Origin of the sequence: Zobellella denitrificans, from assembly GCF_002407485.1 — a bacterium.
Classification (GTDB): Bacteria; Pseudomonadota; Gammaproteobacteria; order Enterobacterales; family Aeromonadaceae; genus Oceanimonas; species Oceanimonas denitrificans.
In genome coordinates this window covers 3,150,005-3,163,288 of the sequence record NZ_CP012621.1, presented here as the reverse complement: position 1 = coordinate 3,163,288, position 13,284 = coordinate 3,150,005, and the positions used below count along the sequence as shown (strand labels likewise).

13 protein-coding genes are annotated in these 13,284 nt (G+C 63.4%); 9 read left to right on the top strand and 4 right to left on the bottom strand.

The genetic code is table 11. The annotated features are described in order from the left end of the window. Positions 1-3: 3 nt before the first annotated feature. The 3 genes from AN401_RS14910 to AN401_RS14900 are packed head-to-tail and all read left to right on the top strand — an operon-like array spanning position 4 to position 2,533. Positions 4-726 carry a FliA/WhiG family RNA polymerase sigma factor gene (locus tag AN401_RS14910; protein ID WP_094040721.1) on the top strand — a complete coding sequence of 241 codons (723 nt, stop codon included), beginning with the start codon at positions 4-6 and terminating at the stop codon, positions 724-726. Beyond that, on the top strand, positions 726-1,592 hold the full coding sequence (gene motA, locus AN401_RS14905; RefSeq protein ID WP_096779784.1) for a flagellar motor stator protein MotA: 867 nt from the start codon (positions 726-728) through the stop codon (positions 1,590-1,592). The genes AN401_RS14910 and motA overlap by 1 nt, the downstream gene beginning before the upstream one ends. Next, a complete protein-coding gene (locus AN401_RS14900) occupies positions 1,592-2,533 on the top strand; it encodes a flagellar motor protein MotB (protein ID WP_094040723.1) in 942 nt (313 codons plus the stop codon). Before motA ends, AN401_RS14900 begins: the two co-directional genes overlap by 1 nt. Positions 2,534-2,852: 319 nt before the next feature. Here the strand turns inward: AN401_RS14900 and AN401_RS14895 are convergent, their stop codons facing one another. After that, positions 2,853-3,776: a lytic transglycosylase domain-containing protein gene (locus tag AN401_RS14895; RefSeq protein WP_096779783.1), complete on the bottom strand. Its 924-nt coding sequence runs from the start codon at positions 3,774-3,776 to the stop codon at positions 2,853-2,855. Positions 3,777-3,874: 98 nt separating this feature from the next. On the opposite strand from AN401_RS14895, the gene AN401_RS14890 reads away from it, so the two are divergent. The 3 genes from AN401_RS14890 (at position 3,875) to AN401_RS14880 (ending at position 7,094) form a co-directional block, all read left to right on the top strand. Next, a complete protein-coding gene (locus tag AN401_RS14890) occupies positions 3,875-4,168 on the top strand; it encodes a hypothetical protein (RefSeq protein ID WP_096779782.1) in 294 nt (97 codons plus the stop codon). A 128-nt stretch (positions 4,169-4,296) separates the two neighbouring features. Further along, entirely contained in the window at positions 4,297-6,870 is a 2,574-nt protein-coding gene (locus AN401_RS14885; protein WP_096779781.1) for a putative bifunctional diguanylate cyclase/phosphodiesterase, read from the top strand. Positions 6,871-6,941: 71 nt separating this feature from the next. Next, positions 6,942-7,094 (top strand): entericidin A/B family lipoprotein, encoded by a 153-nt coding sequence (locus AN401_RS14880; protein ID WP_232513327.1) that lies wholly within the window; start codon positions 6,942-6,944, stop codon positions 7,092-7,094. Between the two features lie 77 nt (positions 7,095-7,171). Here the strand turns inward: AN401_RS14880 and AN401_RS14875 are convergent, their stop codons facing one another. Together AN401_RS14875 and hmpA are read right to left on the bottom strand one after the other, a co-directional pair. Next, positions 7,172-8,008, bottom strand: coding sequence for an HpcH/HpaI aldolase/citrate lyase family protein (locus AN401_RS14875; RefSeq protein WP_096779780.1), 837 nt, complete (start codon positions 8,006-8,008; stop codon positions 7,172-7,174). A 123-nt stretch (positions 8,009-8,131) separates the two neighbouring features. Next, positions 8,132-9,328 carry an NO-inducible flavohemoprotein gene (gene hmpA, locus AN401_RS14870; protein WP_096779779.1) on the bottom strand — a complete coding sequence of 399 codons (1,197 nt, stop codon included), beginning with the start codon at positions 9,326-9,328 and terminating at the stop codon, positions 8,132-8,134. A gap of 200 nt (positions 9,329-9,528) precedes the next feature. Between hmpA and AN401_RS14865 the strand changes: the two genes are divergently transcribed. Next, the gene (locus AN401_RS14865) at positions 9,529-10,119 is read left to right on the top strand and encodes a DUF4202 domain-containing protein (protein ID WP_096779778.1); all 591 of its coding nucleotides are present in this window, start codon (positions 9,529-9,531) and stop codon (positions 10,117-10,119) included. A 9-nt stretch (positions 10,120-10,128) separates the two neighbouring features. On the opposite strand, the gene AN401_RS14860 is transcribed toward AN401_RS14865, so the two are convergent. After that, positions 10,129-11,109: an AraC family transcriptional regulator gene (locus AN401_RS14860; protein ID WP_096779777.1), complete on the bottom strand. Its 981-nt coding sequence runs from the start codon at positions 11,107-11,109 to the stop codon at positions 10,129-10,131. A gap of 300 nt (positions 11,110-11,409) precedes the next feature. Between AN401_RS14860 and antA the strand changes: the two genes are divergently transcribed. Further along, on the top strand, positions 11,410-12,795 hold the full coding sequence (gene antA, locus AN401_RS14855) for an anthranilate 1,2-dioxygenase large subunit (RefSeq protein WP_096779776.1): 1,386 nt from the start codon (positions 11,410-11,412) through the stop codon (positions 12,793-12,795). A 3-nt stretch (positions 12,796-12,798) separates the two neighbouring features. Continuing rightward, complete coding sequence (gene antB, locus AN401_RS14850) at positions 12,799-13,284, top strand: anthranilate 1,2-dioxygenase small subunit (RefSeq protein WP_094040059.1); 486 nt, start codon at positions 12,799-12,801, stop codon at positions 13,282-13,284.

The window sequence follows — 13,284 nt, the reverse complement described above, 5'->3', positions numbered from 1 at the left end:
GCCATGTTGCTGGAGCTGGACTGGGCGGCGGCGGACGATGCCGGCCCCTTACCCCGGGTGGAAAACGAGAGCTACTGGCTCGGTCAGTACCTGCCGCTGGTCAAGCGGGTGCTGGGCCAGCTGAGAAACCAGGCCGGCACCGTGATGGACGCGGACGATCTGGCCCAGATCGGTATCATGGGCCTGCTCGAAGCCATTCGCCGCTATGGCGGCCCGCCCGACGAGGGGTTCGCGGCTTTTGCCTTCAAGCGGATCCGTGGCGCCATCCTGGACGAACTGCGCCGCCACGACTGGCGGCCGCGCCAGCTGCGCCAGCAGAGCCACCAGTGCAGCCAGGTCGAGCGGGAACTGCTGCGCCGGCTGGGGCGCCGGCCTACCGAGGCGGAGCTGGCCCGGGCCATGGGGGTCGGCATGGAAGAGCTGCGCGACATCCTCTACGCCGGCCAGATGGCGGAGATGGAAAGCCTGCAGCAGTTGCTGGAGCACGGGGTGGAGCCGGCCCAGGAGGCCGCCATCGGCCGGCTGGAGCAGCAGAGGACCATCGCCGGCCTGCTGGCCCGCCTGCCCGAGCGGGAGCAGCGGCTGATGTCGCTCTATTACCAGCATGAACTCAATATGAAGGAGATAGCCCTGGTGCTGGATCTCACCGAATCGAGGGTCTGCCAGTTGCACAAGCAGTGCCTGGCCTTGTTGAACCGTGAACTCACGGCGAATGGAGAACAGTAATGCAGAAGCTGGTAGGTATTCTGGTGGTCATGGTGTGCGTGTTCGGCGGCTTTGTCATGGCCAACGGCAAGCTGGTGGCCCTGTGGCAGCCGGCCGAAATCCTGATCATCGTCGGCGCCGGCCTGGGGGCCCTGATCATGGGCAATTCGATGGCGGTACTGAAAGGCATAGGCCAGCAGTTCAAGGCGGTACTGAAAGGCAGCAAGGACGAGGCCGAACTCTACCGCCAGTTGCTGCCCCTGCTGCACCAGTTGCTGGAAGAGACCCGGGCCAAGGGCCTGAAGGCGCTGGACGGCCACGTGGAATCGCCCAAGGACAGCCCCCTGTTCGGTCGTTATCCCCTGGTGGCCGACAACCCGGTGCTGCTCGGCTTTATCATCGACAACCTGCGCATGCTGGGCATGGGCAAGCTCAACGCCCACGAACTGGAGGCCCTGCTGGAAGCGGAAATAGAGGCGCTGGAGGAGAGCATGCTCAAGCCCTCCCAGGCCCTGGCCAAGACCGCCGACGCCATGCCCGGTTTCGGCATACTGGCGGCGGTGCTGGGCATCATCATCACCATGCAGCACCTGGATGGCCCCCTCACCTATATCGGCCTGCACGTGGCGGCGGCCCTGGTGGGCACCTTCCTCGGCATCTTCGTCTGTTACTGCCTGCTGGGGCCGCTCAGCAACGCCATGGAGCAGTGGGTGGGGCGGCGCATCACCGCCCTGGAGTGCGTGCGGGCCGTGCTGGTGGCCCATATCGGCGGCAAGTCGCCGCTGCTGGCGGTGGATGCCGGACGCAAGCTGATTGAACAGGACATCAAACCCAGCTTTATCGAGATGGAGTCCTGGATGGCGCAACCCGAAGCGGACGCCGCCTGATGCGCGATCACGGCACCGTTATCGTCAAGCGCAAGTCGCGCGGCAAGCACGAGGGGCATCACGGCGGCGCCTGGAAGGTGGCCTTTGCCGATTTCGCCCTGGCCATGATGGCGCTGTTTATGGTGCTGTGGATACTGGCGGTATCGAGCGAGCAGGAGCGGGAGCTGGTGTCCACCAGCCTGCGCGACTACTCGGTGTTCGAGGGCTCGCCCAGCCCCTACCTGCTGGGGGGCACCCCCTTTCCGGTGGACTTGCTGGGCTCCCCCGTCCTCCAGCCGTCGGGCACCGGCTCACCGCTGGCCGACAGCCTGGCCCAGGCCGGCCGGGAGCTGAGCGCCGCCGCCCTGCCGAGGGGACGGTTCGAGTCCGAGCAGGAGCGCCAGCTGCTGGCCATCCTTATCGGCCAACTGGCCGAGCGCCGGGGCATGGAAGACAACCTGTTGCTCGACATAGTGCCGGAAGGGCTGAGGGTGCAGATCCACGATCACAGCCAGCAGCCCATGTTCAGCCGGGGCAGCGCCCGGCTGTCCGCCCAGTTCGAGGCCCTGCTCAAGGATCTGGCGCCGGTGTTCGAGAAGGTGGAAAACCGGCTGATCATCTCCGGCCACACCGACTCGGTACGCTACGTCAGCCAGCATTATTCCAACTGGGACTTGTCCGGCGCCCGGGCCCAGAATGTGCGCCAGTTGCTGGAACTGTCCGGCATGCCGCCGGGCCGGGTGCTGCAGGTGGTGGCCATGTCCGATCAGGCCCTGCTCGACAAGCAGGAGCCGACCTCGGGCGCCAACCGCCGGGTGGAACTGCTGCTGCTGAGCCAACAGGCGGAGCAGTTGCTGGAGCAGCTGTTCGACGCCGGCCTGCCGAACGGAGTGTTCAACAAGGCCGAGCAGAGCGCCCGGCTGAGCGAACCGCCGGCGCCGCAGGAAGTGGCCGCGCAGTAGCCTGGCACAGGCCGGGTGGCTAAGCACCGAACAGTTTAAAACTTAGGCAGTGATGATTCTTGGGGCGCGGGCGGCCCGCCCGCATGAGGGTGGCACCGAGGTGGGCGAAGAAACAGCCCGACCCGCGATGCCTGTTCTGCCTCAAGCCTCTTTAAACCTGTGGTGTGGTAGGCCAGTCCGAGGGTTCGCGCTGCGCGCGAATGCAGGCGGGCCGCCTGCGCTCCGCCAGTCCGGTGCCAATCTGCAAACATCGTTTGCCGCCGACGAGAGGTAGGGATAGCACACGCCTGACAGCTTGATTTTTAAACTATATGGCGTTCTAGTACCCCGGCCAGCCCGGCGGCGGGGCGAAGTCGAAGGCCGGACCGGCCTCGCCGAACAGGCCGCCGGCCGCGGACAGATCCAGCCCCGCCGTCCTGGCCATAAACAGCGGCTGGGGCTGGATGCGGATAAAGCCGTCGTCGCCGTCCTGCTCCGTGGTCTTGACCAGGATCGAATACTCCCGCCGGGCCGACAGCCACTCCCCCTTCAGGGCCAGATTCCAGCGTTTCAACTGCTCGACTGTCACCCCCAGGCGGGCGGCCAGTTGCGGCAGGGAGACAGGGCCCTCCACCCTGTGCTCCCGAAGCACGGGGGCGGTGCCGGCGCGGGGGGGACGCAGCAGCCACTGCACCGCCAGGAAGCGGGGCACATAGTGGCGGGTTTCCTCGGGCAGGGGCAGATGCCAGAAGTCCCGGCTGCCGCTGCGCTCCATGGCGCGCCGGACCCGTCCCTCGCCGGCATTGTAGGCGGCCAGGGCCAGCAGCCAGTCGCCGTCGAAGTGGTGATGCAGCCAGGCCAGGTAGGCGAGGGCGGCCCGGCTGGCGGTCAGGGGGGCGAAGCGGCCATCGAAGCCGGTGTCCATCGGCACCCCGAAGCGCTCCGCCGTGGCGGGCATCAGTTGCCACAGGCCGGCGGCGCCTGCCGGCGACAGCGCGCCCGGCAGATAGGCGCTTTCCACCGCCGGCAGCCAGGCGAGGCTCGCGGGCAGCGCGCGCTCGCGGAGCAGCGGAAGCAGATGGGGAAGCCAGTTTTCCGCCCGTTCCCGCACCCGGGCCAGGTGTGCCGGATGGCGGCGCAGGTAGTCGAGCTCCCGCTGTATTTCCGGGCGCTGGTAGAGGCTGTCGGGCAGCGGCAGGGCCGCCGCCCGGCCGCCCAGCAGCAGGGCCAGCAGCAGGCCCAGGGTCAGGTATGTGATCTTCATGGCATATGCCAAGCAATTTGCATACCGCAACTTTATTTTCTGGCGCCGGGGTCGTTATAGAGGAAGTAGAGGTTGGTGGAGCGTTAACGGGCGGAGTGATGGCAGCCGGCAGAGTCGAGAATCCCATGCTGGGGCGTACCTTGCACAAGGTGACCCTGTACCTGATCCTGGTCAACCTGGGACTGGTCGCCGGTTTTGGCCTCAGGATGTCCGTCCTCGGCGTTTGCGCCTTTATGCTGACCGGCGCCCTGCTGGTGAGTTACCAACTGGTCATTACCCGCCTGATGTACCTGGAGGCCCGCCGCAGCAACGACGGTTACCTGATTTATCCGGTCATACTGGCGGGCCTGGGACTGGCCCTGCTGCTGCTGCTCTCCGTTATCGGTGACTGAGCCGGGCCGGCATGGTTAATCCCTTGTTTTTATTGTTGACGTGCATCAATAAAACGTTGCATTGGCCATGCATACTGTTACCCCCTTGGGTATAGTCTGCGCTTTGGTGACAAGGAGAGTACCCCGCCATGGCCGGACGTCCGACCACGATCAAGCGTTATCTGTTGAATCGTACCCTGCTGTTTTCCGTGATCGGCTTCCTGCTGTTGCTGGTGGTGGCCAACCAGGCCTATCAGAGCAGCATCCGGGAAAACGCACGGCAGGTGGCGGCCTCGGTGGCGGAGAATACCTTCAACTCCATGTACCTGATCATGAGCCAGGGCTGGACCCGGGGGCAGCTCGAGTCCTTTCTTGCGCAGCTGGAGGCGGGCAGCGCCGGCGGCAGCTTCCATATCGGCCTGTACCGGGGCGAACTGGTCAATGAACGCTTCGGCGAGATCGATCAACCGACACCGGATGCGGCCCTGCAACAGGCCCTGCAAAGCGGCACCATCGCCGCCTTCGACCGGGGCGAGCACCTGCGCTACCTCTACCCGCTCAACGCCAGCGAAAACTGCCTGGCCTGCCACACCAACGCCCGGCTGGGGGATACCCTGGGGGTGATCGAGGTCGGCCAGGATCTCTCGCCCCAGCTGGGGCTGGCCAACCGCAACCTGCTCTACTACCTGCTACTGTTGTCGCCGCTGCCGCTGTTGTTCGCCTTTTGGGCGGTGCGGCGGGTCAGCCTGCATATCAACGACTCGGTACAGCATCTTTCCCGCAGCATAGAGCAGGTGGAAAGCCTGTCGGATCTGTCGCGCATGGGGGAGGCGCGGCGCCAGTTCCGCTTCAAGGAGATGAACAACATCTTCGGCCAGGTGGAGCAGCTGGCGGACAAGCTGCGCAACATAGCGGTGGACAAGGATCTGCTGGAGTTCGAGATCCGGCTGCTGGAAAAATTCGTGATCACCTCGGAAGTGGTGCGTGACTGGCGGGAATACGTCAACGTGCTGATGCTCGATATCAACCGGGTGCTGGACATCTACACCATGTTCTCCATCTTCAAGGTGGACGACGAGCTGTTCGACCTGGAGATCTTCTGGCTGCGTCCGCCCAGCCCCCTCACCCGGGAGATGATGGAAAAAGCGGTGCTGACCCGGCTCAGGGCCCAGGATTCCTTCTTCAGCCACAGCGAGTTCAAGCTGCACCACAACATGGTGCAGGGCGGTGGCGAGGCCGTGATCGAGCTGGGCGCCCGCGACATCGAGCTGCAGACCAAGTCGCTGCTGGTGGAAACCCCCAAGATCGGCGGTATCGTCGGCATCGGGGTGCAGGCGGACATCGTCAAGGACAAGACCAAGGTGCTGGTGCTGGAGAGCATCCTTTCCACCCTGCTCAATGTGGTGGGCTCGGTCAAGGCCATCTACAAGTACACCCGGGATCTGGAGTACTACGCCACCCGGGATCCGCTGACCAACCTCTACAACCAGCGCATGTTCTGGGAGCTGCTCGAGTACGAGCTGGACCGCAGCCGCCGCCACGGCTATCCGGTGGCCATGCTGCTGCTGGATTTGGACAACTTCAAGTCAGTCAACGACGGCTACGGCCATGCCAGCGGCGACCGGCTGCTGACCGAGCTGTCGTTGCTGCTCAAGCAGCAGCTCGGCAACGGCGATGTGCTGGCCCGCTATGGCGGCGACGAATTCGTTATCGTGCTGCCGGAAGCCGACCTGGACAAGGCGGGCCGGGTGAGCGAGCGGGTGCTGAAGGCGCTGGACGGCTTCGTGATGGAGCACGAAGGTGGCGCCCTCAAGACCACCTGCTCCATCGGTGTGGGCATCTACCCCGATCATGCGGACAACGCCAAGGAACTCTTTATGTTCGTGGACAACCTGATGTACCGCGCCAAGGCCCAGGGCAAGAACCGGGTCAGCCTGCCGAAAGAGCAGGATGTGGCGGACATCTTCCGCGATATGAGTGAAAAAACCCAGCTGGTGAACCAGGCCATAGAGCAGCGTACCCTGCTGCCGGTATTCCAGCCCATACTGCCTCTGGCCGACGGCGAGCCGGGGGCGGTGGAGGTGCTCAGCCGGATCCGGCTGGCGGACGACAGCCTGATGAACGCGGGCGAGTTTATCGAGATCGCCGAGTCCATGGGCAAGGTGCACCTGCTCGACTACATAGTGATGGAAAAGGCTTTCGGCCAGGTGCGCGACACCGGCTATGGCGGCCTGCTGTTTATCAACCTGTCGCCCCGGGCGGTGCTGGTCAACGATTTCCTGGCCCGGGTCAATGGCCTGGTGCAGCAATACGCCATGGATCCCGGCCGGGTGGTATTCGAGATCACCGAGCGGGACACGGTGAAGAGCATGGTGCTGCTGGAGAAATTCATCCGGGCCCTGAAAGATGCCGGCTTTTTGCTGGCAATCGACGATTTTGGCTCGGGTTTCTCCTCATTTCACTACCTGAAGCATTTGCCCATCGACTTCGTCAAGATCGAGGGCGAGTTTATCGCCAACATGGCCAACGACAGCCGGGACATGGCCTTCGTCAGCAGCATCACCCAACTGGCGCGCCAACTGGAGGTGAAGACGGTGGCCGAGTACGTGGAAACCGAGGAGGTGCTGGCGCTGGTGCGGGCCACCGGCATCGACTATGCCCAGGGCTACCATATTGGACGGCCGACGCCGGAGCTGGCGTCCGTGATGGCGCGGATGGGCTGAGCGGTTGGTGTTGCACGATTGAGTCTATACTTTCGAATGGTCATTTACCCTCAAATCCTGGAGGAAGGCAGATGATGTTCAGAAAGATAATGGCGATGCTGATGGCGATGGGCCTGGCCGCCGGGCTGGCCGGCTGCAATACCTTCGCCGGCGCCGGCAAGGACATCCAGCGTGGTGGCGAGGTGGTGGAAGAAGCCGCCCGGGATGTGCAGCAGAAGATGTAGTCGCCGGACGCGGCATCAATACAACGGGGCGGCCCTTGGGCCGCCCCGTTGTTGTTGCGGGAAGGGGAGGCGGACGCCTACTCCTGCGCCACCTGCTGCAGGATGCGCCTGGCCCGGGCCATGACGGGGGCATCCACCATGTTGCCCCGCACCGCCACCACGGCGCCGTTCACCCTTTGCTCCGCTTCCAGTATGCGCCTGGCCCAGGCGACCTGGGCCTGGGTGGGCACCATGGCCCTGTGCGCCGGCGTTACCTGCCTGGGGTGGATCAGCAGCACGCCGCCGAACCCCAGCTTCATGGCCTGGCGGGCGTAATGCATCAGTCCTTCCGGGTCGTTGATGGCGGTGTAGATGGCATCCAGCGGCGCGGCCAGGCCGTGGGCCCGGGACGCCATCACCAGTTGGCTGCGGGCGAACAGGAAGGCCGACTCGTCGTGGGGTTCGCCTTCCGGCGGCGGGTAGTCCATGCCCAGATCCAGCGCCAGATCCAGCTTGCCGAACAGCAGTCGCCTCACCCCGGTGGCGGCGGCGATCTCGTCCAGGCGGGCGAAGGCCAGGGCCGACTCGATAAAGGGCAGCAGCGGCTTGTCGGTGAGGTTGGCCAACTCCGCCAGGGCTTGCGGGTCTTCGGCCTTGGGCACCACTATGGCGGCGATGGCCGGGGAGCGGCACAGCAGGGTGTCCTGGGTGAACCAGGGGCTGCCGGTGCCGTTAATGCGCACCAGCACCGAGGCGGGAGGCCGAGCGTCCAGCCAGCCGGCCAGGGTGGCGCGGGCGCCGTCCTTTTCCGCCGCCGGCACCGCGTCTTCCAGATCGACGATGACGGCGTCGGCACCGGCATTCAGCGCCTTCTCATAGCGTTCCGGCCGGTTGGCCGGCACGAACAACAGGGTTTGCAGAGCATTGATATCCATAAAAAGCCCCAGTAATCCGGGCACCGGGCCCGGGGATCCGCAAGGAGACTTCTATTTAGACCATGGACGGTGCTGCTGTAAACAGGCCGGTGCTCTTTGTGTGGATACTGTGACCCCGGGATGTCAGAGCTGCTGGTGCGGGCCGAACACCTCGTAGTGCAGCTGCTCGTCGGCGATGCCCCAGCCGGAGAGTTGCTCCTTGACCATGGCCATAAAGGGCAGGGGGCCGCAGAAGTAGTAATGAGCGCCGGGCAGCAGGATGCTGTCCTTGACCTTGTCCAGATCCATCAGGCCGGTGGCGTCAAAATCTTCTGCCGGGCGATCCTGGGCGGCGGGTTCGCGGTACCAGACGTGGGTCTCCAGGTTGGCGTGGGCCTGGCGGCGTTGCCGGATATCGTCACCAAAGGCGTGCTGGGCGCCGTTTTCGCAGGCGTGCAGCCAGTGGATGGGCGCCGGGTGGCCCTGCCTGAGCAGCTGATCCAGCATGGCGCGCATCGGGGTCTGGCCCACGCCGCCGGAGATCAGCACCACCGGGGTGCCGGCATCCACCGCCATAAAGAAGTCTCCCGCCGGCGGCAGCAGCTGCAGCACATCGCCCTCGGCTACCTTGTCGTGCAGGAAGTTGGAGCCGGTACCGCCGGGCTCGCGCTTGACCGCGATGCGGTAATCCCGCCCGTTGGGGGCCTGGCACAGGGAATACTGGCGGTATTCCTGGTGGGCCAGTTCAGCCGCATCCAGGTGCAGGCTGAGGTACTGGCCGGGCAGGAAGTCGGCCACAGGGCCGCCGTCGGCCGGGACCAGCAGGAAGCTGGTGATCTGCTCGCTCTCGGCCCGCTTTTCCTGCACCACAAAGGCTCGGGTGCCGCGCCAGCCGCCGGTTTTGCTCTCGTTGGCCCGGTAGATCTGCTCCTCCCGGCCGATGAAGATGCCGGCCAGGGCGCCGTAGGCCTGGGCCCAGGCGTCGATCACCTCGGGGGTGGCGGCGTCCGGGGCCAGCTCCTTGATGGTTTCCAGCAGGTGGTGGCCGACAATGTCGTACTGGGCCGGCTGAATGGCAAAGCCGGTGTGCTTGTGGGCAATGCGCTCCACCGCCGCGCCCAGCACCGCCGGGTTGTCGATGTTTTTGGCGTAGGCCAGCACGGCGGCGAACAGCGCCGCCGGCTGGCGGCCGGACGCCTGGTGGCTCAGGTTGAACACGTCCTTCAGCTCCGGGTTGTCGCGGAACATGCGCCGGTAGAAGTGCTCGGTCAGGGCGGTGTTGGCCGACTCCAGCAGGGGAATGGTGCTCTTGATGATATCGATGGTGCGGGCGTCCAGCATCTTGCTTCTCCGTTTTAATTGATATGTGAAGTGCAACTTTTTGCGCATCTTATAGGTACATTTGATATGCATCAATAAGATCGTGCGGCTTTTATGCATGGTCCGGCCAGTGGGGAAGCGGAGAAAACGGCATTTTCCCTTTGCAACGGCGGGCTTAGCGACAACAATACTGTTATTTGCCAACGAATGAGGACGCCCCCATGACCCAAGATTCCCGCCTGCAGCAGGTACTGGACGCCATCGACGCGGAAAACCGCCAGGATCCGCACCAGGAGCAGGCCGACGGCCAGAGCTGGCCCAAGGAATACCTGTACAGCCTGCGCATGAGCGAGCAGCTGGCCCGATTTGCGCCGAACGCCTCCGAATTACTGCAGATCGCCGCCCGGGCCCAGCACATCCGGCGCTGGACGGTGCCCCGTACCGACTATCCCATGGACAGGGCCGGCTATAAGCACTGGCGTACCGATCTGGCAAAATATCACGGCGAACTGACCGCCAAACTAATGGAAAATGCCGGTTACAATGAGATGGAGCAGGAGCGGGTGAAGGCCCTGCTGCTGAAGAAACAGCTCAAGCGCGACGACGAGGTGCAAACCTTGGAAGACGTGATCTGCCTGGTGTTCATCCACTATTACCTGGAAGACTTCGCCACCAAGCACGAAGAGGAAAAGCTGCTCGACATCATCCGCAAGACCTGGGGCAAAATGTCGGAAGCGGGCCACGCCGCCGCCCTCCAGGTGCCGCTCAGCCCGCCGGTGCAGAGCCTGGTGGGCAAGGCCCTGGCGGCCTGAGCCGGGCGCTCAGCGCCTGGTCTTGCCGAAGGTGGCCGAGGGCAGCTCGCCGAAGCGCTGCTGGTAGTCCTTGGCGAAGCGGCCCAGCTGGGTAAAACCGCAGTCCATGGCGATGCTGGAGACGCTTTCTCCGGCATCGGCCTGTTGCAGGCGCCGGCGCACTTCCTCGTAACGCAGGTTGCGAAAGTGCGCCACCGGCGAACAGCCGTAGAACTGGTGAAAGTCCTTGTACAGCCGTTCACGGCCGATGCCCACTTGCTGTTCAAAATCCGACAGATTCAGCGATTTATCCAGATTTTCCTGCATCATGGCTTCCAGTTCGTACAGGTAGGCGGGCCGGTTGAGTTGCCGGTCTTCCAGCTCGCGGGAATAGTTGTGCGGCTGGGCATAGAGCAGGCCGGTGATCAGGGTGTCCTGGAACGACGCCCAGACGTGGGGAAAGTCAAACAGGCTGCTCTGGTTTTGCAGCATGCCCTGCAGGGTGGCGACCGTGTTCCACCAGTCGCCCATGCCCTCGTTCAGCCGGATCCCGGGTTCGAAGATCACCGGTTTGGTGATCTCCCGGCGCAGCAGCGATGCCAGCTTCTGCTCCACCGCGGTGCGGGCGATGCGCACCAGCTGTTTGCGACAATCGGCGCCCAGTATCAGGCTGACCGGATGGCCGGGGGAAATGATCAAGCCCAGCTCGGGGCTGGATTCAATCCTGTCCTTTTTGTGTTCGACATACTGGCTGCCGGCCAGCGGCAGGCTGATGCTGTAGCTGTGCAGCAGATCCTGGGTTTTGACATGGGCGGCGGTGGAGTACTCGATCACGCCGAAGGAAAGCTGGCCCAGCACGGCACCCTGGTGGCGAAACAGCAGCTCATTGGGTTTTAGAATTTCCAGATCGTGGGGGCCGCAGACGCTCCTCATCCAGTCGCGGGCCGAACTGATGCTGTTCAGCTCCGCGGCCAGAAATTGTCGCTGTACCCTGTGGTGGTACTGGCTCATGGTCTTCCCTCTCGGACAGTGCTTCCAGTCTCGTCATCACCGGCATCCGGCCGTGATGAGTTAATGATTTTTTATTTTTTAACATCTGTTTTACGCGGCATCTTGTGCTCTTTGCCCCTGGCTGTCAACCAAGGGCGGGCAGGAGCGCCGCCTGACACCGGCCTGATGAAGGCTCACTTCGTTTAACATTTTAGACTCATAAAAACTGCATATCGTTAACCGGCAAACTGAATATTGGCCCTTTCCCCGAAGCGCTAGATTGGCAGCCATGGCAATCAGGTTCAAAAGGAGAGGACCCCCATGAGCACCCAAAGAAGCTTGACCCAATGGCAAGAGTTCATCGAGAACAGCCTGGACTTTCGCCCCGATGAGGGGGTGTTCCGCGTCGCCCGGGACATCTTTACCGACAGGGAACTGTTCGATCTCGAGATGGAGCTGATTTTCGAGAAGCAGTGGATCTTTGCCTGCCACGAAAGCCAGATCCCCAACCCCAACGACTTCATCACCATGCAGGCCGGTCGCCAGCCGATGATCATCACCCGCGACGGCAAGGGGGAGCTCCATGCGCTGGCCAACACCTGCCAGCACCGGGGCGCGACCCTGACCCGGGTGTGCAAGGGCAACCAGTCCACCTTTACCTGCCCCTTCCATGCCTGGTGCTACAAGTCCGATGGCCGGCTGGTGAAGGTAAAGGCGCCCGGTGAATACCCCGCCGATTTCGACAAGTCCAGCCGCGGCCTGAGCCAGGCGCGCATCGCCAGCTACAAGGGCTTTGTCTTTATCAGCCTGGACACCGAGTCCACCCTGAGCCTGGAAGACTTTCTCGGCGACACCCGCCTGTTCTTCGACATGATGGTGGAGCAGTCCGCCACCGGCGAACTGGAAGTGCTGCCCGGCCAGTCCACCTACACCTTCAACGGCAACTGGAAACTGCAGAACGAAAACGGCCTGGACGGCTACCACGTCAGCACCGTGCATTACAACTATGTCAGCACGGTGCAGCACCGCCGCGAGCTGGAAGCCCAGAAGCAGGGCGGCACCAGCGACACCCTGGACTACAGCAAGCTGGGGGCCGGCGACAAGGACACCGACGACGGCTGGTTCTCCTTCCGTCATGGCCACAGCCTGTTGTTCAGCGACATGCCCAACCCCGAGGTTCGCCCCGGTTACCGGACCGTGATGCCGCGCCTGCTGGAGCAACTGCCGGAAGAGCGGGCCAAGTGGACCATGCACCGGCTGCGCAACCTGAACATCTACCCCAGCCTGTTCTTTATGGATCAGATCAGCTCCCAGCTGCGCATCATCCGCCCGGTGGCCTGGAACAAGACCGAGGTGATCAGCCTTTGCCTGGGCGTGAAGGACGAGTCGGCCGCGGATCGGGAAAACCGCATCCGTCAGTTCGAGGACTTCTTCAACGTCTCCGGTATGGGGACCCCCGACGATCTGGTGGAGTTCAAGGAATCCCAGCGCGGTTTCGAGGCCCGCATCTCCCCCTGGAGCGACATTTCCCGGGGCTACCAGACCTGGCAATACGGCGAAACCCCCAACAGCAAGGTGCTGGGTATCCAGCCCGCGATCACCGGGGTCGAGTTCACCCATGAAGGGCTTTATGTGAACCAACACGGCGCCTGGCAGCAGATGATGCGGGAAGGACTGAAGAAGAAAGCACGTCAGGAGGAGGTGTAAGCCATGGAACATCAACTGTCACTCGAGCAGTTTCTTTACCGGGTTGCCGAGTATTGCGACAACCAGGACTGGGACAACTACCTGGAGCAGTTCGCCCCCGAATGCGAATTTCACATTCCCCAGTGGGACAGCGAGCACAGCTACACCCGGGATCCCAAGCGGGAAATGTCGCTGATGTATTACCCCAACCGGGGCGGCATCGAGGATCGGGTGTTCCGCATCCGCACCGGCAAGTCGGCGGCCTGTACGCCCATGCCGCGTACCCTGCACCTGATCGACAACCTGCGCTACCGGCAGGAAGAGGACGGCCGGTTCCTGGTGAAGGTGAACTGGGTCACCCATTACTACCGTTTCGGTGAGAGCCACCACTTCTTCGGCACCGCCAATTACCGGCTGCGTCGGGAAGGGGACGACTGGAAGATCACCTACAAGCAGTCCATTTTGCTGAACGACAAGATTGATTCGGTACTGGATTTCTATCACGTCTAA